This window comes from Photobacterium andalusiense (assembly GCF_900185625.1).
In the GTDB taxonomy this organism is placed as follows: Bacteria; Pseudomonadota; Gammaproteobacteria; order Enterobacterales; family Vibrionaceae; genus Photobacterium; species Photobacterium aquimaris.
Genome location: NZ_FYAJ01000007.1, coordinates 164,439 through 184,113, shown reverse-complemented (window position 1 = coordinate 184,113; position 19,675 = coordinate 164,439). Strand labels below are relative to the sequence as shown.

General features: G+C 41.0%; 22 protein-coding genes, 1 rRNA gene, 1 other RNA gene and 1 pseudogene. 13 read left to right on the top strand and 12 right to left on the bottom strand.

Annotated features, from left to right (window positions below):
- The 5 genes from PAND9192_RS15795 to PAND9192_RS15775 form a co-directional block, all read right to left on the bottom strand.
- Nucleotides 1-106: ribosomal RNA gene (locus PAND9192_RS15795) — 16S ribosomal RNA — on the bottom strand; the annotation flags it as partial.
- Nucleotides 107-545: 439 nt separating this feature from the next.
- The gene (locus tag PAND9192_RS15790; RefSeq protein WP_087854538.1) at nt 546-977 is read right to left on the bottom strand and encodes a type IV pilus modification PilV family protein; all 432 of its coding nucleotides are present in this window, start codon (nt 975-977) and stop codon (nt 546-548) included.
- Nucleotides 967-2,208 carry a hypothetical protein gene (locus PAND9192_RS15785; protein WP_087854537.1) on the bottom strand — a complete coding sequence of 414 codons (1,242 nt, stop codon included), beginning with the start codon at nt 2,206-2,208 and terminating at the stop codon, nt 967-969. The genes PAND9192_RS15790 and PAND9192_RS15785 overlap by 11 nt, the downstream gene beginning before the upstream one ends.
- On the bottom strand, nt 2,208-2,960 hold the full coding sequence (locus PAND9192_RS15780; RefSeq protein WP_234999178.1) for a PilW family protein: 753 nt from the start codon (nt 2,958-2,960) through the stop codon (nt 2,208-2,210). The genes PAND9192_RS15785 and PAND9192_RS15780 overlap by 1 nt, the downstream gene beginning before the upstream one ends.
- The gene (locus PAND9192_RS15775; RefSeq protein WP_159458257.1) at nt 2,938-3,474 is read right to left on the bottom strand and encodes a GspH/FimT family pseudopilin; all 537 of its coding nucleotides are present in this window, start codon (nt 3,472-3,474) and stop codon (nt 2,938-2,940) included. The genes PAND9192_RS15780 and PAND9192_RS15775 overlap by 23 nt, the downstream gene beginning before the upstream one ends.
- A 134-nt stretch (nt 3,475-3,608) precedes the next feature.
- Here PAND9192_RS15775 and PAND9192_RS15770 point away from each other — a divergent pair, with 134 nt between their 5' ends.
- Complete coding sequence (locus tag PAND9192_RS15770; RefSeq protein ID WP_087854535.1) at nt 3,609-4,001, top strand: type IV pilin protein; 393 nt, start codon at nt 3,609-3,611, stop codon at nt 3,999-4,001.
- Nucleotides 4,002-4,263: 262 nt separating this feature from the next.
- Here PAND9192_RS15770 and dnaJ read toward each other — a convergent pair whose 3' ends face one another.
- From dnaJ to grpE, 3 genes are all read right to left on the bottom strand, one after another.
- Complete coding sequence (dnaJ, locus tag PAND9192_RS15765; protein ID WP_087822064.1) at nt 4,264-5,406, bottom strand: molecular chaperone DnaJ; 1,143 nt, start codon at nt 5,404-5,406, stop codon at nt 4,264-4,266.
- A gap of 98 nt (nt 5,407-5,504) precedes the next feature.
- Entirely contained in the window at nt 5,505-7,418 is a 1,914-nt protein-coding gene (gene dnaK / locus PAND9192_RS15760; RefSeq protein WP_087854534.1) for a molecular chaperone DnaK, read from the bottom strand.
- A gap of 235 nt (nt 7,419-7,653) precedes the next feature.
- Nucleotides 7,654-8,268, bottom strand: coding sequence for a nucleotide exchange factor GrpE (grpE, locus tag PAND9192_RS15755; RefSeq protein WP_087854546.1), 615 nt, complete (start codon nt 8,266-8,268; stop codon nt 7,654-7,656).
- A gap of 195 nt (nt 8,269-8,463) precedes the next feature.
- Between grpE and nadK the strand changes: the two genes are divergently transcribed.
- The 3 genes from nadK (at nt 8,464) to bamE (ending at nt 11,721) form a co-directional block, all read left to right on the top strand.
- Nucleotides 8,464-9,345, top strand: coding sequence for an NAD(+) kinase (gene nadK, locus PAND9192_RS15750; RefSeq protein WP_087854533.1), 882 nt, complete (start codon nt 8,464-8,466; stop codon nt 9,343-9,345).
- A 181-nt stretch (nt 9,346-9,526) separates the two neighbouring features.
- Nucleotides 9,527-11,194: a DNA repair protein RecN gene (recN, locus tag PAND9192_RS15745; protein ID WP_087854532.1), complete on the top strand. Its 1,668-nt coding sequence runs from the start codon at nt 9,527-9,529 to the stop codon at nt 11,192-11,194.
- 170 nt (nt 11,195-11,364) lie between these two features.
- Nucleotides 11,365-11,721 carry an outer membrane protein assembly factor BamE gene (gene bamE / locus PAND9192_RS15740; RefSeq protein ID WP_061000854.1) on the top strand — a complete coding sequence of 119 codons (357 nt, stop codon included), beginning with the start codon at nt 11,365-11,367 and terminating at the stop codon, nt 11,719-11,721.
- An 86-nt stretch (nt 11,722-11,807) separates the two neighbouring features.
- On the opposite strand, the gene PAND9192_RS15735 is transcribed toward bamE, so the two are convergent.
- The gene (locus tag PAND9192_RS15735) at nt 11,808-12,116 is read right to left on the bottom strand and encodes an RnfH family protein (RefSeq protein ID WP_087822061.1); all 309 of its coding nucleotides are present in this window, start codon (nt 12,114-12,116) and stop codon (nt 11,808-11,810) included.
- Nucleotides 12,106-12,540 carry an SRPBCC family protein gene (locus PAND9192_RS15730; protein ID WP_036795914.1) on the bottom strand — a complete coding sequence of 145 codons (435 nt, stop codon included), beginning with the start codon at nt 12,538-12,540 and terminating at the stop codon, nt 12,106-12,108. The genes PAND9192_RS15735 and PAND9192_RS15730 overlap by 11 nt, the downstream gene beginning before the upstream one ends.
- A 204-nt stretch (nt 12,541-12,744) precedes the next feature.
- Between PAND9192_RS15730 and smpB the strand changes: the two genes are divergently transcribed.
- The 3 genes and pseudogenes from smpB to PAND9192_RS15715 all read left to right on the top strand — a co-directional run.
- The gene (gene smpB, locus PAND9192_RS15725) at nt 12,745-13,221 is read left to right on the top strand and encodes an SsrA-binding protein SmpB (RefSeq protein WP_061000850.1); all 477 of its coding nucleotides are present in this window, start codon (nt 12,745-12,747) and stop codon (nt 13,219-13,221) included.
- Nucleotides 13,222-13,332: 111 nt separating this feature from the next.
- Nucleotides 13,333-13,702, top strand: a transfer-messenger RNA (tmRNA) gene (gene ssrA / locus PAND9192_RS15720).
- Nucleotides 13,703-13,867: 165 nt separating this feature from the next.
- A pseudogene (locus tag PAND9192_RS15715) lies at nt 13,868-14,206 on the top strand (integrase arm-type DNA-binding domain-containing protein); the annotation flags it as partial.
- A 196-nt stretch (nt 14,207-14,402) separates the two neighbouring features.
- Here the strand turns inward: PAND9192_RS15715 and PAND9192_RS15710 are convergent.
- Nucleotides 14,403-15,341, bottom strand: a complete 939-nt coding sequence (locus PAND9192_RS15710; protein ID WP_060996739.1) for a LysR family transcriptional regulator — start codon at nt 15,339-15,341, stop codon at nt 14,403-14,405.
- Nucleotides 15,342-15,458: 117 nt separating this feature from the next.
- Here PAND9192_RS15710 and PAND9192_RS20920 point away from each other — a divergent pair, with 117 nt between their 5' ends.
- The 5 genes from PAND9192_RS20920 to PAND9192_RS15690 all read left to right on the top strand — a co-directional run bounded on the left by PAND9192_RS20920 (nt 15,459) and on the right by PAND9192_RS15690 (nt 18,224).
- Nucleotides 15,459-15,896 carry an argininosuccinate synthase domain-containing protein gene (locus PAND9192_RS20920; RefSeq protein WP_234999176.1) on the top strand — a complete coding sequence of 146 codons (438 nt, stop codon included), beginning with the start codon at nt 15,459-15,461 and terminating at the stop codon, nt 15,894-15,896.
- On the top strand, nt 15,880-16,488 hold the full coding sequence (locus tag PAND9192_RS20915; RefSeq protein WP_306341515.1) for an argininosuccinate synthase domain-containing protein: 609 nt from the start codon (nt 15,880-15,882) through the stop codon (nt 16,486-16,488). The genes PAND9192_RS20920 and PAND9192_RS20915 overlap by 17 nt, the downstream gene beginning before the upstream one ends.
- A gap of 13 nt (nt 16,489-16,501) precedes the next feature.
- Nucleotides 16,502-16,816, top strand: coding sequence for a 2OG-Fe dioxygenase family protein (locus PAND9192_RS15700; protein WP_087854530.1), 315 nt, complete (start codon nt 16,502-16,504; stop codon nt 16,814-16,816).
- Nucleotides 16,816-17,727 carry a DMT family transporter gene (locus PAND9192_RS15695; protein WP_060996741.1) on the top strand — a complete coding sequence of 304 codons (912 nt, stop codon included), beginning with the start codon at nt 16,816-16,818 and terminating at the stop codon, nt 17,725-17,727. Before PAND9192_RS15700 ends, PAND9192_RS15695 begins: the two co-directional genes overlap by 1 nt.
- A 242-nt stretch (nt 17,728-17,969) precedes the next feature.
- The gene (locus PAND9192_RS15690; protein ID WP_087854529.1) at nt 17,970-18,224 is read left to right on the top strand and encodes a hypothetical protein; all 255 of its coding nucleotides are present in this window, start codon (nt 17,970-17,972) and stop codon (nt 18,222-18,224) included.
- 75 nt (nt 18,225-18,299) lie between these two features.
- On the opposite strand, the gene PAND9192_RS15685 is transcribed toward PAND9192_RS15690, so the two are convergent.
- Nucleotides 18,300-18,734 carry a hypothetical protein gene (locus PAND9192_RS15685; RefSeq protein WP_087854528.1) on the bottom strand — a complete coding sequence of 145 codons (435 nt, stop codon included), beginning with the start codon at nt 18,732-18,734 and terminating at the stop codon, nt 18,300-18,302.
- A gap of 277 nt (nt 18,735-19,011) precedes the next feature.
- On the opposite strand from PAND9192_RS15685, the gene PAND9192_RS15680 reads away from it, so the two are divergent.
- Entirely contained in the window at nt 19,012-19,611 is a 600-nt protein-coding gene (locus PAND9192_RS15680) for a recombinase family protein (protein WP_087854527.1), read from the top strand.
- Nucleotides 19,612-19,675 lie beyond the last annotated feature (64 nt).

Genomic DNA, 19,675 nt, shown 5'->3' with positions numbered 1-19,675 from the left:
CGCTCGTCAGCATTGATAGCAAGCTATCAATCTGTTACCGCTCGACTTGCATGTGTTAGGCCTGCCGCCAGCGTTCAATCTGAGCCATGATCAAACTCTTCAATTAAAGTTTTGTTGTCTCTTTCGAGACGGCTCAATGAATACTGACTTCAAAACTAACTCTTCATAAATAAAGAGTGTAATTTTAAAGCTATTACCGCTTCTGTTTCTACAAAGAGGAACAGAATGGTAATGAATTGACTGTGCCAAACAATCTTCTCTATAAATAGATTAGGTTATTTGTATTGGTCACTCAGTTCATTGATAAATCTTTCGACTTAACTATTCAACGAGTGCCCACACAGATTGCATGGTCAAATTGTTAAAGAACAATACTGACTTTCGGTAACCGCTTGCGCCGTTGTCCGTGTCAGTGAGGTCGCATTATAGGGAGATTTTATTAGCTGACAATAGTTTTTTAATAAAAAAAAATCGTTTGAACATTATTTGTTCAAAACGATTTAATTTGGATTAAATTGTGTCTTTTTAGCGATGATAGCCGTTGTTTAATCAAATTCACTGTATTTAGAAATCGCGGTTTTAAGGGATACCGTCTGTGGGACACCACGGCGGTCAGCCCAACCTACCTTTACTTCTATAGTCCTTAGTGCGTCTGATAATGCAGGAGGAGAAACATTACATATCAATGAAAATCCGCTACTCACTGCTATATCTTCCATACAATATGTAGGATCAGCCATACTCGCAAAAGCAATCAAACCAGTCGCGCCACTGATATTACTGGCACGAGTTTGGTAAAACTCCATCTGTGCTTCTGCTATATAAAGTGCATCTAGAGTCTTTAATGCGTTTTCTGCTTTTACTTCCATATAGGCTTGCATCTTAACCAAGCCTAATACGCCAACAGAAAGCACCCCAAGGGCAATCACCACTTCTAATAGACTAAAGCCTTTTGATGTTTTGATATTAGAAGTCATGCCAAGATCCTTGTTGCCAAGTTATTTTATTATTTATAGGTAATGGATTTGTACCTCGATCATATGAAAAAACCATTCCGCCATTAATTGTTGTTAATCCACCAGGAGTATCAAAAACAATTCCACCAGTCGTATTAAACGAACCACCATCAATATATACCGAATTAATTTCTACTAAATGAGGAAATTGAACTTTTGTTGGCATTAAATTCCATTTATCGAGTAAATTAGAAACAGGATATATTGTTGGATCGATTAAATGATATACCGACCCGGTAAAATTAACAGATGCCCATTTAGCAATAATTCCATTTTCAATAACTAATACTTTTGGATCTGAATCTTGAGGTAAATCACTACCCGTACCTAAATCACAATCTCCAGTAACCCATACTTTTTTATCTTCATTTACAATTGAATCAAATGCATTCTTGATTTTTTTTCCGCAAGTATCATCACCTAGACTATCAACAGAGCCTAGAATATGTACAAATTCTCCTTTGACTTTTTCTAATTCACTTCTTTTTTCCCCAAAAAAACTTTCAAAGGGATCAAAATCTGGGTCATATACAAAATCACTTTTTAAATTATCTTTCGTATCATCATTAAAACTATCTGTAGTTACTTTTAAATGCGAACGATAACCTGCTGCACATTCTCCATTAAAACCTGGGTAGGGTCCATTTTCTATAGGATCCATAACCTCTAATTCTGTTTCAGAATTTCCAGGTTCTGTTTTATCAAATATAAAACGATTACTATAACGAATAGCTACACATTTATAATCACCATTGTTATGCTTTCCTTCAACATCAGGAGATATATCATAATCGCCAATTAATTTAAAATCAGATCTCGCTTGTATTGCGCCAGCTAATCGAGATGATATATTTATTTTTTTCTTCACCAATTTATTTGAAATTTTGTCATATTTACTATTAATATAATTATCAGCATCCACATCTACATCAGCTAAATTTAATGAAGTCTCACAATCATTAAATGTCGAACTTGCTCCTGAAATACTTCCCGCATATTGAATAGCAGCAAACCCACACTCCAACCCACCTTCAGCAGCCCAGTGTGCTTGTCTGGCTACGACTTCATTTTGGGTACGCTTAATCTGATAAAATAAATTCTTATATGAAGCTAATGAAAATAACAGCGCCACTATTAATAACATGCTGGTAATTAATAATGTCGTCATCCCTGACTGTTGATACTTATTCATTATTGCCAATTCCTTGTTTTAATCTGAATCGACTTCGAAGTACTTACTGAATCATCATTTTTTAAATGGGCAGCAAGAGTAATATTAATTAATTGACTGGTCGTACTAGCAGAACTTATGGGGGTATACCAATTCCTTGTTTTAATCTGAATCGACTTCGCGGTACTAATTGATGGATTAGCCCGTAAGTGAGCGACTAATTTAATAGTAAGTAATTTACTGGTTGCACTAGCCGATGATAATGACTGCTCAGTAATACTAAATTCATTCACTGCTAACTGATTTTGATCAAGAACTGACTGACCATTTTTACAAACGTCAGACATATTTTTTCCTGCAACCGTTGTGCTATAAAACTTTAGATTTTTAACTGTAACGCTAGATGAATCTGTTCCATCTTTGCTGTAAAAAGATCGTAGATGCTGGACAGTACCATCATGGTAAGCATAACTAATACATTGTTCATCTGAGCCTAATCCACTTAACGTAACAATATCCGTAGCACCGCTTACGATATAACTAGAGGATGCGCCTGATTGATATCCAGCTCTTAAAATATCTTGCTTTAATAATGACAAAGCATCATTAACATCTTGTTGTAATAACAACTCTAAAGATCGTTGATTCGCGGATTTATATCCTGATAAAAAGACTGAGCCAACAACACCTATTGCAATAAGACCAACCGATGAAGCAATAAGTAATTCAATTAATGAAAAGCCTTTATTCTTAGTAGCATTCTTTATAGCCATAAATTGCCCCATCAACACCACAAGAATAAATACGCCCAGTCATAGTGTTGACTGCTACTTTAACTTTATCTTTTGTTGGTATATTAAATTGATACCCACCAGAAAAATTAGGTTTGCCATTTAATTTATTAAATGTCACCACACCTGTTCTAAATGTCGTGTTTAATTCAATATTTGAAAAATTTTTACTAGAAACTTCTGCTAACGTAACCGCACCAGATGTTGTTTTTGATGTTATCGACCACGTAGGCGTTCCTGCATCATCTATCACAACCTGAATATTTTCCCCGCGCATCACCGCTTCTGATTTGGCTTGCACCAATAACCATTCGATTTCTGTCGCCAAGCGTTTAACTTTATTAGATTCAATTAAGCCATTAAAACTTGGGGCAGCCATAGCAACAAGAATGCCCATGATCACCACCGTGAACACCAGTTCCAACAGCGTAAATCCACGCTGGTTGTCACCATGGCGATGTATGTTATGAAAGTGCGTGGTAATTTCGCGAGCCATTCCCCAAATCCCTATAAACGTCATTCCAATCCCTAAGAACAACTTGATCGAGAGTTTATCACCACCGCAAAATAGCACCGTTAGGATATCAATCAGTTATCGAGTCAACTCGAATATTTAAGAGATTACGGAAGATGATTAAACAAAAAGGCGTGACGCTGATCGAAATGTTGATTGCGGTGGCTATCATTGGGGTATTGACTGCGATTGCTTACCCTTCATATCAGGATCATGTATTGAAGGGTCATCGTACTCAGGCGATGGGGGATCTGATTAAAATTCAATTAGCATTAGAGGAAAGTTATACCCAAAACAGTACTTATGATTTTACTATTGTCAGTGATGGTAGTTGTTCTTTTTGCGATACAGATAAAGACCGTTATGTATTCACGATCACACCACAAACCGCAGATTATATAATCACCGCTACAGCACAAACTAAGCAAGAAAATGATACTGACTGCTTAGATAATAAGAAATTAACGTTAAACAGTAATAGTAAAGGTTCACCTGAGCGTTGTTGGTAATATTTTCACTGGCTTCTTTTATGTTCAAACACGTGATAAATAGATCACGGATAGCTCGTACCTCTCTTCCGAGATGACGAATAATAACCTGCATTATTTCCTTTATAGTGAGGAGATTAGTTCTACTTATCCCACTAATTAAGTGGTTATATTTTATCGCCCTCGTGGGCATTCACTGTAGGGAATAACGGCATTGAACAACAAAAAAACCGCTACTAGTATTCACTAATAGCGGTTTTTATTTATTCTTTTTTACGACTGATTAGTTGGTTAAATCGTCGAAAAACTTTTTTACGCCGTTAAAGAAACCTTCAGATTTTGGCTTATGCTTACTCGCATCTTTGCCACCAAACGTTTCTTCTAATTCTTGCAGTAGTTCTTTTTGACGCTTGCTTAAATGTACTGGCGTTTCAACTACCAACTTACAGATAAGATCACCGCGTAAACCACCACGTACAGAATCAACACCTTTACCACGCATACGGAACATACGGCCCGTTTGCATTTCAGATGGTACTTTCAAACTAACACGGCCATCAAGGGTAGGAACTTCAACCTCACCGCCTAATGCTGCCATTGTGAAACTTACTGGTACTTCACAATGTAGGTTATTGCCTTCGCGCTGGAAAATGTGGTGTTCTTTAACATGTACTTGAACGTACAAATCACCCGCTGGTGCGCCTTGTTCTCCAGCTTCGCCTTCGCCACTTAAGCGAATACGGTCGCCAGTATCAACACCCGCAGGAATTTTAACTGATAGCGTTTTGGTTTCTTCTACACGGCCTTCGCCATGACACTTATCACATGGATCTTTGATAATTTGACCACGACCATGACAGTGTGGACAAGTCTGCTGAACAGCAAAGAAGCCTTGACGCATCTGCACTTGACCAGCACCGTGACAGGTACCACATGTGGTTGCAGATGAACCTTTTTTAGCGCCTGAACCATCACAGCTGTCACAACCAACTAATGTTGGTACACGGATTTCTTTCGAACAACCGCGAACAGCTTCTTCCAACGTCAGTTCCATGTTGTAGCGAAGATCTGAACCGCGCTGTGCGCGTTGTTGACGACGGCCACCGCCACCACCAAAGATATCACCAAACACATCACCAAAGATGTCACTGAAGTCTGCACCGCCGCCAAAGCCGCCGCCGCCACCGCCCATACCACCTTGTTCAAAGGCTGCATGGCCGTATTGATCGTAAGCAGCGCGCTTTTGGTCGTCTGTTAGAATTTCATAAGCGTATTTCACTTCTTTGAATTTCTCAGCAGATTCCGCATCACCCTGGTTACGGTCGGGGTGGAACTTCATTGCTAAGCGCTTATAAGCCTTTTTAATGTCACGCTCACTTGCGTCACGGGCCACACTTAACACTTCGTATAAATCACGTTTCGACATAACTTGATTGTCACCTAGCTAGATATAGTTACGGGCGTTAGAGTAACCTCAAACGCCCGTAATTTAAACAAGATGTTAACTAATAATAGCTAACGTTCTTATTTGTTGTCTTTAACTTCTTCAAACTCAGCATCAACAACATCGTCGTCTTGCTTAGCTTGTTGCTCACCAGCACCGTCAGCTTGTTGTGCTTGTGCTTTCTGTTGAGCGATTTCCATTAGCTTTTGAGAAGCTGCAACAACCGCTTGAACTTTCGCGTCGATTGCTTCTTTGTCTTCGCCTTTGCGTGCTTCTTCTAGTTCAGCAACAGCAGCTTCGATTTTTGCTTTCTCATCAGCAGGAAGTGCATCACCAGCTTCTTCAATTTGCTTACGAGTACCGTGAACAAGTTGGTCAGCTTGGTTACGAGCAGTTACTAGCTCTTCAAACTTCTTATCAGCTTCTTTGTTAGCTTCAGCTTCTTGAACCATCTTCTCGATGTCAGCATCGCTTAGGCCACCAGACGCTTGAATAGTGATCTTCTGCTCTTTACCAGTAGTCTTGTCTTTCGCAGAAACGTTTAGGATACCATCGGCATCTAGGTCAAACGTTACTTCGATTTGTGGCATACCACGTGGTGCAGCTTGAATACCTTCTAGGTTGAATTGACCTAGAGATTTGTTAAAGCTTGCTTGCTTACGCTCACCTTGAATAACGTGGATAGTTACCGCGCTTTGGTTATCTTCAGCAGTAGAGAACACTTGGTTCGCTTTTGTTGGGATAGTTGTGTTCTTCTCGATAAGCTTAGTCATTACGCCACCCATGGTTTCAATACCAAGAGATAGTGGAGTAACGTCTAGAAGTAGAACGTCTTTAACATCACCAGCAAGTACACCACCTTGAACAGCAGCACCTACAGCAACAGCTTCATCAGGGTTAACGTCTTTACGTGGCTCTTTGCCGAAGAATTCAGTAACTTTAGCCTGAACCATTGGCATACGTGTTTGACCACCAACTAGGATAACGTCGTTGATGTCGCTAACAGATAGGCCTGCATCAGCAAGAGCTACTTTTAGTGGCTCAAGAGAACGTTGAACTAGGTCTTCAACTAGAGATTCTAGTTTCGCACGAGTCACTTTGATGTTCATGTGCTTAGGACCAGTCGCATCAGCTGTGATGTAAGGTAGGTTTACATCAGTTTGTTGTGCAGAAGATAGTTCGATTTTCGCTTTTTCTGCTGCTTCTTTTAGACGCTGCATTGCAAGAGGATCGTGCTTAAGATCGATACCTTGCTCTTTCTTGAACTCGTCTGCTAAGTAGTTGATTAGACGTGTATCAAAGTCTTCACCACCTAGGTGTGTATCACCGTTAGTTGCTAGAACTTCAAATGTTTTCTCGCCTTCAACTTCATCGATTTCGATGATTGAGATATCAAATGTACCACCACCAAGGTCGTAAACAGCGATAGTGCGATCGCCACCTTGCTTGTCTAGACCGTAAGCTAGAGCTGCTGCAGTTGGTTCGTTGATGATACGTTTAACATCTAGACCTGCGATACGGCCAGCATCTTTAGTAGCTTGACGCTGTGCATCGTTAAAGTATGCAGGAACTGTAATAACTGCGCCAGTTACTGGTTCGCCAAGGAAGTCTTCTGCAGTTTTCTTCATTTTCTTTAGGATTTCAGCAGATACTTGAGGAGCAGCCATTTTTTGGCCTTTCGCTTCTACCCATGCATCACCGTTGTCAGCCTTAACAATTTTGTAAGGCATGATTTCGATATCACGCTGAACTTCTTCGTCTTCAAAACGACGACCAATTAGACGCTTGATAGCGAATAATGTGTTTTCAGGGTTTGTCACCGCCTGACGTTTTGCAGGTTGACCAACTAACGTTTCGCCATCTTGCGTGTATGCAACAACTGATGCTGTTGTACGCTCGCCTTCTGCGTTCTCAATTACACGTGGCTTGTCGCCGTCAAGTACAGCTACACAAGAGTTAGTTGTACCTAAGTCAATACCAATAATCTTACCCATCAGACAATCTCCGAAATTCGTTATATGTTCTTAACTACACCCAAATATCATATGGGTTAGCGGTTCGGGATAACCCCGTGACAAATACATTTAATGTCTTATGACTACTAGATAAGGTCGCCAGATTGCTTTTCAAGGGGAGATCCCAAAAAAAATGCAAAAAAATAAAAAAACCCACCGAAGTGGGCTTTATTTTGCAACATTATCAAGTAAACCTTGAATTGTTGATTGCAAATTACGCTTGCGTATTCACATTACCCGCAGCGGCTTTTGATACCATAACCATTGCAGGACGGATCACACGGCCATTAAGCTCGTAACCTTTTTGCATTACAGCCATTACTGTATTTGGTGCAAAATCAGTACTTTCTTGCATCGCCATTGCTTGATGATATTCAGGATTAAATGCTTCACCTTGTGGATCAATCACTTTTAGGCCAAATTTGCCAACTGTTGATGTCATCGTTACCAGTGTTAGCTCAACGCCTTCCATCATTGCTTTAGTTGCTTCGTTATTCTTGTCGGCCATTTCAATAGCACGCTCAAGGTTATCAATAACAGGCAATAATTCTTCAGCAAATTTATTTAGTGCGTATTTGCGCGCTTTATCAATTTCTTGCTCAGAACGACGACGAACATTTTCGCCTTCAGCACGTGCACGTAGAGCGGCATCTTTTACTTCATTTACTTCTGCATCTTTTGCTAATAGTGCCGCTTCTAATTCTGCAATGCGAGCGACATATAATTCTTGCTCAGATTCAACAAACTCACCCTCAACAGCTTCAACTTCGACAGCTTCAACTGCATCGTTTAGCTGCTCATCCTGTACATTGTGGTTTTTGTTAGTCATGCGTTGGTTCTCCGCCAAGATAAAAGGGGTTTTATTCACTCAGTAGCCTTGTTCAAATAAGCGCTACTTTTAAAACAGTCTTGAGCATATTATGGGGATGAAGTTCAATGATTCAAGCCAATATTGACAACAAACCACGACAAGTTGTTTTTTCTAAGGCTATACTGACCCACCATCATTTGTCGGAACAAGGACATGAAGCGTATTTTTAACACTATCGCGTTAATAGGCAAACCCCGTAATCCGGAAGCATTGCAAACGCACACTAGCCTTTATGAATGGTTGAGCGCACAAGGTTATACTGTGTTAGTCGATCATCGGTTAGTGAACGATATTGACGTACCTGAGCATTGTTTTTGTGATTTGCTCACCATTGGTGATAAAGCAGATCTCGCCATTGTTGTTGGTGGGGATGGCAATATGTTGGGTGCTGCTCGCGTATTATCTCGATTTGATATTTCCGTTATTGGTGTTAACCGTGGTAACCTTGGCTTTCTTACCGATCTTGATCCCGACGATTTTGAACAACAATTAAAGTTGGTGCTTGAAGGTGAATTTATCAAAGAAGATCGGTTTCTTTTAGAAGCCGAAGTGCACCGTCATGGGCAAATTAAAAGTCGCAATGCTGCTTTAAACGAAGCGGTATTACACCCAGATAAAATTGCTCATATGATCGAGTTTGAAGTTTATATTGATGACTGTTTTGCGTTCTCACAACGCTCTGATGGGTTAATTATTGCCACTCCAACCGGCTCAACAGCGTATTCTCTTTCTGGTGGTGGCCCAATTTTATCGACCAGTCTAAATGCCATTGCTTTAGTACCGATGTTCCCTCACACCCTGTCATCACGGCCATTAGTTGTCGACGGTGACCGCTGTATTAAATTGTTAGTTTCGCCTAATAATGGCAGCACGTTAGAAGTAAGTTGTGATGGTCAAGTTTCATTGCCTGTTAGTCCTGGCGATGAAATTCATATTTACCAAAGTGAACACCGCTTACAATTAATCCACCCTAAGAATTACAGTTACTACAATGTCCTACGTGGAAAACTAGGCTGGTCAAGTCGGTTATTTTAATCTGCACCACAATATTTATTCTAAAAACCAGCACATTAACCTGCTGGTTTTTTTATAACGATACGAAAAGTTAACCTAGGTCACATTTTCTCTGAATAATTATCACCTCAGTACTTTACTGGTTATAGATACAGTATATACTGTATGGAAAAACAGGTGTTGATTTAAACAGGTGAACACAATGCTCGCGCATATGACGATCTCTAACTTTGCTATTGTCAAAACTCTTCAATTTGAACTAAAGCCGGGAATGACCACTATTACAGGTGAAACCGGTGCTGGTAAATCTATTGCGATTGATGCATTAGGTTTATGCTTAGGCGATCGCGCTGAAGCCTCAATGGTGCGACCAAATGAAGATAAAGCTGAAATATCAGCCGCATTTTCATTGGCAAATAACCAAGCAGCTCGACGTTGGCTCGAAGATAATGAACTCAGTGATGGTGAAGAATGTATTTTACGCCGCGTGATCACTAAAGAAGGCCGCTCTCGTGGCTTCATTAATGGCAGCCCTGTTCCTGCTTCACAACAAAAAGCCTTAGGCCAACTGTTAATTAATATTCATGGTCAGCATGCACACCAGCAGTTAATGCGCCCTGAATACCAGCAACATATGCTTGATCAATACGCAGGTCACCACCTTCTGATCGATCGTACTCGCAGTGCTTATCAACGCTGGCGTCAGGCACATAATGAGCTCAAGCGCTTAACTCAAAGCCGTGATGAAAACGAAGCTCAAAAACAATTACTTCAATACCAAGTTAAAGAACTCGATGAATTAGCTTTAGGTGAAGAAGAGTTTACTGAGATTGAAGAAGAACATAAGCGTCTGTCAAATTCAGGTGAGCTGGCTATTTCAAGCCAAACCGCATTGTCTGTTTTGTATGACAATGACGACGGTAACGCACTCCAGCTATTACAAATGGCTTGTCAGCAAGTCAATAATCTTGGCGAATATGACAGCAATTTAAGTGCTATTCCACAGATGTTAGAAGAAGCCATTATTCAAGTTCAAGAAGCCAGCCAAGAATTACGCAGCTACCTTGATAACCTTGATATGGATCCACATCGGTTAATTTACCTTGAAGAACGTTTAGCTAAAATCATGTCGATGGCACGTAAACACTATGTGATGCCAGCAGAACTTTATCAAAAGCACCATGATTTACTCAAAGAGCTTGATAACCTCGATTGCAGCGATGAACGTTTAGAAGACATGGCGGCTAACGTTGAAAGTTTACGTCGGCAATGTATTGAAGCTGCAGAAAAACTAAGCAAAAGTCGTCAACGTTACGCTAAAGAGTTAGACCAAAAAATCACCGAAAGCATGCACATGCTAAGTATGGAGCATGGTGAATTTGAAATCGCACTGACCAGCGATCCAGAGCGGATGCTAAGCCCATTAGGTTATGACAGCATTAATTTCTTGGTTTCAACTAACCCAGGCCAGCCTCTACAACCATTAGGTAAAGTGGCTTCTGGTGGTGAACTATCACGTATTTCATTAGCGATTCAAGTGATCACCGCGCAAAAAGTTGAAACACCAAGTCTTATTTTCGATGAAGTCGATGTCGGTATTAGTGGTCCAACAGCTGCGATTGTCGGCAAAATGCTACGAAAACTAGGTGCATCAACGCAAGTAATGTGTGTAACTCACTTACCGCAAGTTGCCGGCTGTGGTCATCAACAAATGTTTGTTGCGAAGAAAACTACTGATGGTCAAACCGAAACTCAAATGCGTCCATTAACCACAGACGATCGTATTGCCGAGCTCGCACGCCTACTCGGTGGCAGTGAAATTACTGAGCGTACTCTCGCAAATGCGAAAGAACTGCTGGTCGCGGCTTGATTTAATTTCGCATCTTGGGCGAATATGAAATAAACTAAAACATTGATGCAACTATTGCTGGTAGTAGTAGTCGAATATCAAAATATATTACTTTTTTTCTTTACCGCTTTTTACTTCTGCCAAGAGCTTGTTTATCATCGCAGCAGTTAAAGCTAAAAAGCCAGGATGCTATGAGTTGGAAAAACATTGCAGCCCTAACCTTAGTGTTGGGCTTACTTAGCGGCTGTTCGGTCGCTGAACGTTTGGTTTATCGTATTGATATTGACCAAGGCAACTATGTAGAACAAAAAAGTGTTAATACCTTGCGTGTTGGCATGACGAAAACACAAGTTCAATATGTGCTGGGAACGCCTATGTTAGTCGACCCAAGTTACCCCGACACATGGAACTACATTTTCTACGAACAAAATGGTCATGATAAACCGATTCAAAAGAACTTGTTCTTAACCTTCAACAAACAAGCACAACTTGTGAGTATGAAAGGTGATTACAAGCAAGGTCCTAATTTTATGGATCCAATGAATTAACCTGACTTGTTAGAAAATGCTTGTTTTCAAACAATAAAAAAAGCTCGCTAATGGCGAGCTTTTTGTTGTCTGCGATAAAATCACGGCTATTTTTCAGCGTCTTTTTTGGCTTGTTCTGCACGCTTACGGCGGATCTCACGCGGATCGGCAATTAACGGACGATAAATCTCAATTCGATCACCATCACGCGCCGTCGCATCGAGTTTTACATTACGACTATAGATACCGACTTTATTGGTGTTTAAATCAATCTCAGGGTACATAGCTAGTATCCCTGATTGTTCTATAATCGCTTGAATAGGTGTTGTCGCTACAACAGCTAATTTCAACACTCGTTGTACATTAGGCAGTGCGTAAACAACCTCAACGTGAATTAAGGGCTGATCAGAATGCATATACTTCTCTTGCTCGCTGTGTGAACGCCTGCACCATATTGCTGGTCAGATCGCGAAAAATTTTACCAAAGGCAACATCAATTAAGCCGCTAGTAAATTCAAATTCTAAGTTTAATTCAATTTTACACGCTGTCGCATCAAGTTCAGTAAATGTCCATCCGCCGACTAATTTTCGAAAAGGACCGTCCACTAACTGCATCTGAATTTGATTAAAATCGACCAATTTATTATGCGTAACAAATGTTTTACGAATACCAGCCTTAGCAACATCTACCGATGCCATCATATGGCTGGTCGAACTTTCAATGATTTTACTGCCCGCACAGCCGGGTAAAAACATTGGGTAAGATTCAACATCATTCACCAAATTAAACATTTGTTGTGCACTAAAAGGCACCAGTGCCGAACGACTAATTTGTGGCATAGCTTCTCCTTCATCGAACACATCCTCACCCTGAAGATAAAATCTATTCGCTGCGTTTAGTCAATGATACCATTACTGGGCTATCGACCAAAATAACAGTTACCATCAAGCGGTATTATGGTAACGTCAATAGCTTATTCGACCAGAAAAATCACTGATATTAGATTTTGTTCTGGGACTGCAACAATGCTCTACGAGGTCAACATGGCTAAAAAACCAAAGCAAAGTAGCAATACTATTGCAAAAAATAAAAGCGCTCGTTTTGAATTTGCCATCGGCGACGAATACGAAGCAGGTATGGTATTACAAGGTTGGGAAGTAAAAGCCATCCGTGAAGGTAAAGTTAACATGACCGAAAGTTATGTTTTCTTACGTAACGGTGAAGCGTTTATTTCAGGCTTAACCATCGCGCCACTGAACGCGGCATCAACTCACGTAGTGGCTGATCCAACCCGTGTACGTAAGCTATTGCTTAACCGTCGCGAACTCAGAAAGCTAGAAGATTCGGTTAACCGTGAAGGTGATACCATCGTCGCTTTAGTGATGTACTGGAGTACATCATTTGTAAAAGTGAAGATCGGTACCGCACGCGGTAAGAAATTGCATGATAAACGCGCAGACAGCAAAGCTAAAGATTGGCAACGCGACAAAGCTCGTATCATGAAAGGCAATAACCGTTAAGACACCTATGCAACATGATGTTAGCATTTGAATAGTAATCAATCACTTGATGGTTGAATTACAATATAGCTATTGACCTAGTTAAATATTCTGCTAACATCGATCGCATCTGGGGCTGATTCAGGATTCGACAGGATCACGAAGGCTTGTGGAGCATGTCGAGGTGCGGTTTGCCTCGTTAAACAGCCGCAAAAAAATAGTCGCAAACGACGAAAACTACGCACTAGCAGCTTAATACCCTGCTGAGAGCGCTCCTGCCCTAGCTTCCGCTTGTAAGACGGGGAATAACAGGGGTTCAAACCCAAACGAGATAGCGAGGGATTCTTTGACTAGAGAGATGAACCGCGAAATAGAATTCTGGTATGTATTAGCATAGCGTGTCAATTCGCAGTGACGATACGAGAATAAAGATTGACTAAACATGTAGCGCCATCTGTTAGACTGATTTTGGACGCGGGTTCAAATCCCGCCAGCTCCACCAAATTCGTATACGAAGACATCCTAGGGTGTCCAGAGAGCCCACTAAGACATTGTTTTAGTGGGCTTTCTTGTATCTATAGGGTTCTAAGACGTCCAGTAGCATCTTTGATTTATAGGTACACCAATGGGTACACTGCGATAACGATGTTTATTTGGTGTACCCATTATGGCAAAAGTAACTACTCGGCTTACCGATAAAGAAATCAAATCAGCAAAAGCAGCAGACAAAGAATACAACCTATTTGACGGTGGAGGTCTTAGGCTTCGAGTCAAACCAAATGGTGCAAAACATTGGCTGTTGAACTACTACCGTCCCAATAGCAAAAAGCGGGCAAACCTAAGTCTAGGTAAATACCCCGATCTCTCACTCGCTCTCGCCCGTAAGCTAGATCAAGAAGCGCGTGAACTCCTCGCCCAAGATATCGACCCGCAAGAGAATAAGAAACAGCAGCAACAAGAACAACAAGCTACCCACCAGCATACTTTGTTTAATGTGTCTCAAGACTGTTGACACTTCGATAACGAACAAGCTTTCTTGTAAATGATTACAGTTTAATTGAAGCGAGCAATGTTTAATGTCCTTCGACAACCGGCCCGTCGCTCTCACTAGTAAATCATCTCATACGTTAGACGAAGCGGGCCCTAGTGAACCGCAAGCTTCTATCGGCTCTTTATCACTACACCCTTTTAAAACAGATGGTCTACTCTGGCACAATCTTATTAAAACTGAGCTTTGATAATCGCTCAGACATATAGTCAACAAATAATCGCAGTTGATAAGGAATATAGCGGGATTGAGCATATTGAAGGATTACCTCTCCTGAATAATTCCCAGCTATGTGCCAGTCGGGCAGAATCTGGACCAATGTGCCTCTTCGTAATTCTGGTTGAACAGTGAAATCTGGGAAGATGGCGATCCCTAGATTCCGCAGCACGGCTTCTTTTCGGATTTCAGTGTGATTCACCGACATGCGATTGTTTGCTTTAACGATGGTGGTTTGGTTTGCGCTTGTCAGCCGCCATTCGTTATCACCAGCCTGTTCACCCAGCGCAATGCATTGATGGTGTTCAAGATCATCGGGATGACCAGGTTCTCCAAATTGCTCTATATAGTCTGGGCTGGCGCACATCATCAATTGGGTACGCGTTAGTGATTTTGAAATAAGCCCTTCGATTGGCTGATCCGTCAGCCTGAAAATGACATCAATTTCCTCTCCAATCAGATCGATATAGAGGTCCGATACCTTGAAGTGAATCGTGATCTTTGGATACTCAGCCATAAAATCCAGTAGCAATGGTGACAGGATTTGCTTGGCGAATGCCTTCGGTGCCGCCACTCTGAGTACGCCAATAGCTTCATCCTGGGTGCTTTGAACCGTTTTGACGGCTAGCTTGGCGGATTCCAGCATGGATTTGCACTGTGTATATACCTCCGTCCCGGCAGTGCTCATTTTCACCTGTCGAGTAGTACGCTCCAGCAGCTTTGTATGAAGGCCTTTTTCCAGTCGATTGACCGATCGGCTGATTGAGGAAGGCGCGAGTCCCAGTTTTTTACCTGCTTTTGAGAAACCGCCTTCTTCAACAACGACAACAAATACAGCCATTTCGGGCAGAAGGGGAATTACCTCATTATTGTTCACTGTGCAAATATCCTTTGCTTTTGGGGTGTATTGTTCCTTAAATGTATCTAATTATAATCATCATTGTCAATTTGATAGGGATTCATTTCCAAACACTAAAAAGTTTAAGGATAAACGATGAAGAAAATCAGAAGTATTGCTGATATTTCAGCTCTCAACGGACAAGTAGAACATATATTAATCCTGTTCAGCGGTGGTTTAGACAGTACTTACTTATTGGAACTTCTGAAGGATTCTAATGTAAAAGTAACCGCATTGGCGGTCGATATGGGCGACGGTATTGATTCAAAGTCGCTCTCTCATATAGCCGATCATTATGGTGTGGACCTGATCATTGAAGACGGAAGGCAAAGTTTTGTGGAGCACTCCATTGTGTCAGCAATTCAAGCTCAGGCGATGTACCTGGGTGATTATCCGGTCAGCTCTTCTCTTTCTCGACCAGTCATTATTAAGCATGCCGTTGAGATTGCAAATAAACTGAATTGTGGCGCGATTATTCATACCGCCAATCAATCACAGAACAGCCTGCGCAGGCTAAATGAGGCCATTGTATGAATCATTGTTTCATTGGGCAGTCTGGAATCCAGACTTTCAATTGGCAGACAGCAATCACTCCGTCTCAATTACATTTCAAAAGGGCATGCCGACCCGAGTTAATGGCACTGTGATGCCATTAATTAAGATGGTGGAATACCTCAACAAGCACATTGGCAGTTATCAGATTGGTCGCTACATCGGTTTTGATCACCTGGATTACGATGAAAAAGTGCTGGAGATAAGAGAGGCACCTGCAGCAAGCGCTCTTATGAGCGCCTATCGGCATCTGGAAGTCGCCGTACTTGAAACCGAGTTGCTACGAATGAAAACCCTGCACAGCCAAACCTGGACTAATGAAGCCGTTGAGGGACGTTGGGGAAGTCATTTACAGCAGGCGACACAGGCGTTTATCAGCCAGACCGCTCAATCCATTTCAGGAACAGTGACCTTTTCGCTATCACAGGGGCAATTGTTTTTGTCTAACATTGTCGCGGATAAAGCGCGGTACCTAACCGATCGTGATAACTGGGAGATTCAGGTAGCCCACGAGCGAAGCCAGAGAACAATTACCACTGAAAATATATTCCAGTTAAACAAAGCCTCAGCATAAAGGAGCATTCAATATGAACATGTCAGTCAAAATACCAAACGCAGTTAAATATTTTAACCATATTGAAAAGCTGAAACAGGATTGCTTCACGTTTATTGCGTCAATGATGATTAATCGACACAACGTCTCCGGTGGCGTTACTACTCTTACGGATGCGGATCGCCAACCTAAGGCAACCGCTGAGCTAACAAATCCTTTTGATATTGTCATAGCTGACGATGCCAGAACTATGCACGATGTGAGCCCAGTTGAAGTATTGGACAATGATACACTTGGCACCAGAGATGTTTTGGTCATTGCATTTACAAAGTTGGAGCAGGTGGCCTGATGAATACGACAACTCAAAAAATATCTAAAAAGTTTGCCTTTCCAACCATAGAAGTCCTTTTACTGTTAGTGGCAGCATTTTGGGGGACAAGTTATGGGATGACAAAGTCTGCGTTGTTGTTTACTGGCGTCTTTGTTTTCATGGCCATTCGCTTTTTACTGACGTTCTCTATCTTGTTTTTCTCTACAGTGAAAGACTTCAGGGCCGGAAGAAATAAGGATTGGAAAGTTTCAATTCCTACTGGAGGAATTTTACTGGCAATTTTTTGCTGTGAAATTATTGGTGTGTCCATTACCTCGGCCACTAATGCCGCATTCCTGATCAGTCTGTCGGTGATTCTGACTGCCTTTTTGGAATTGATGGTGAATAAGCAGCGATTAAGTAGGCAGTTGTTGATGCTGTCTCTGATCTGTGTGTTGGGTGTTTACCTGCTGACATATGATGGCTCATTGTCGTTATCGCTTAATACCGGTGACTGGTTGATTTTGACCGCAGCACTATTGCGTGGATTGATGGTTACCACAACCAAACGCTTTACTGAAAACCGTGAAATTACTTCGTTGAGCCTGACAGCTTTGCAATCGCTGGTAGTTGGTTTGGGAGCGGTCGTTCTTGCGTTTACCTACGGACAAGGGCTGACGCTGGATTCTATTCCCAATAGCATGGAATTCTGGTTGATCACGCTCTACCTTGTATTGTTCTGCACACTGTTTGCTTTTTTTGTTCAGAACTATGCAGTACGAAGAACCTCTCCAACGAAAGTGTCCATTTTGATGGGCAGCGAACCACTTTTTGGGGCGATCTTTGCGGTACTATGGTTGGGTGAATCATTGAATGTTGTACAGTGCATAGGTGGTGCTGCGATTGTTGGTAGTGTATTGATAGCTACATTGAGAAAGAACAGTAACTAGTATCTCAGTAAAGCATGCCAGAAAAACTATGAAAGAGAAAATGAAGGGACAGGCACTAAATAAAGAGCTTGTTCCTTAGCACCTAGCTCACTTGAATCGAGACTTCAAAATGGAGTCAAAAGCTTAGTAGGACACACACCAAGTTAAAGATGTGTGTTCCTCTTCCAGCGACAACCAAGGTGCGGACATCAGTAACCTCTACCTGCACCATGGTCGTCTAGGCTCCACTGTGCAAGCGCTGGATGCGATCAACCTCCAAGAATCGTATTAAGCTGTCTGAAGATCCAGAAAAATTAGAACAATATAGACAAAAGCAGCGAGAGCGTGAACGGCAGCGATTAGTTGAGATAAGAGCTAATGATGCTCAATGGGATGAGTATAAGGCTAAACAGCGTGAGTGGTACCATTCACTGAGCTATGAGGACTATTTGCGGATATTTAAGGATGGTAAGTCGCCGCTGGATGAAGTGACTTTGAGGCTGATTGGTATTATCTGATGTCGTACAATATAGAAGGTGAGCAATATTATGTTGTTGTTCACCTTGATTAAAGAAATATACTATATGTAAAAATTACTCTTGCATGGTTTTACAATTAAAGCAGTAAACTCTTCCTTTAGGGATATGTGCAGAACAATTATTACATGACCGTGATTTGTAAGATGGGTCATAATATGAAGTAAGTAATCGAAAGTCTTGAGTTATAGTCTTTTTTTTGTTTTTCTCTAAACTTTTTTTGTTTTTCTCTAAACTTTGTTGTTTGAGCATTTCTTCCTTTAAACTACCAATACGCTCTTGGATATAAATACCAGTCGCTTTTTCTTGATTTCCTTCAGCTTTAACTAAAGCGCGTGCCATAGAAGCATAATGAATATCTCCAGACTGTAGTTCATTGTATGCGCGTGCATATACTTCGTTATCTCCAGACTCTAGTTCATTGTATACGCGTGCATATACTTCGTTATCTCCAATCATCTGCTTTTTTTTTGAACGAAATAGATTAAACATTTTTCTAGTCAACCTTTAGTAATTTACTATTAAATACAGTCGGTAGCGTATTTTAGTTAAAAAAATGATATGGATATAGCATTTAAATCAGGATGTTATTTTTAATTTGTAAGATTTAGTGATTTTCTATTTAATATGAATTTTGACTAAAAAAACATTTCATTCTTAGTTTTTTATTTTTTATAAGTATACCCCAACAAAACCAGTTCACTTCATCCCTCAACCAGTGTTGTAGTATATAAGAAACCAACTTAAATTGAACCGATAGGTGATGAAAATGCTAATCCGTGGCTACCTTCGTGCGTCAACCACAGAACAAGATGCTCAACGGGCAAAAGAAGAACTTAAAGCCTTTGGGACGAAGTTTGATCATCGTATTGCTGGCTACTACATTGAAAACCAATCTGGCACCAAGTTAGAACGTCCCGAACTTAATAAGATAATTGAAGATAGCGAAGCCGGTGATGTGTTGTTGATTGAAAAGATGGACCGTTTAACTCGCTTGCCCTGGGGGGAATGGAAAACTTTAAAAGCTCGTATTATGGAAAAAGGGTTAATTATTGTGGTAGCAGATCAGCCCATGACTCATACCGTGTTCACTTCTGGTGAGCAAAACAGCATTACTCTGGCCTTAACCGAATTTATGTTGGATTTAGGCGCAGCGATGGCCCGTGATGATTACGAAACTCGCCATAAACGCCAAGCACAAGGCATTGCGAAAGCAAAAGCAGAAGGTAAGTATCGTGGTCGCCAACCTAATTTAGCCTTACATCACGATATATTAGATCAACTCACACTAGGACGTAGTTATTCGCAGATTCAAGTGAAGTTAGGGTGCAGCCGAGCGACAATTGCGAGAGTGGTAAAAGAAAATTAGCATTCCATATGAAAATAATTTAATCACCTATCATTGTTTTAATTAATGATAGATGATTTTAAAA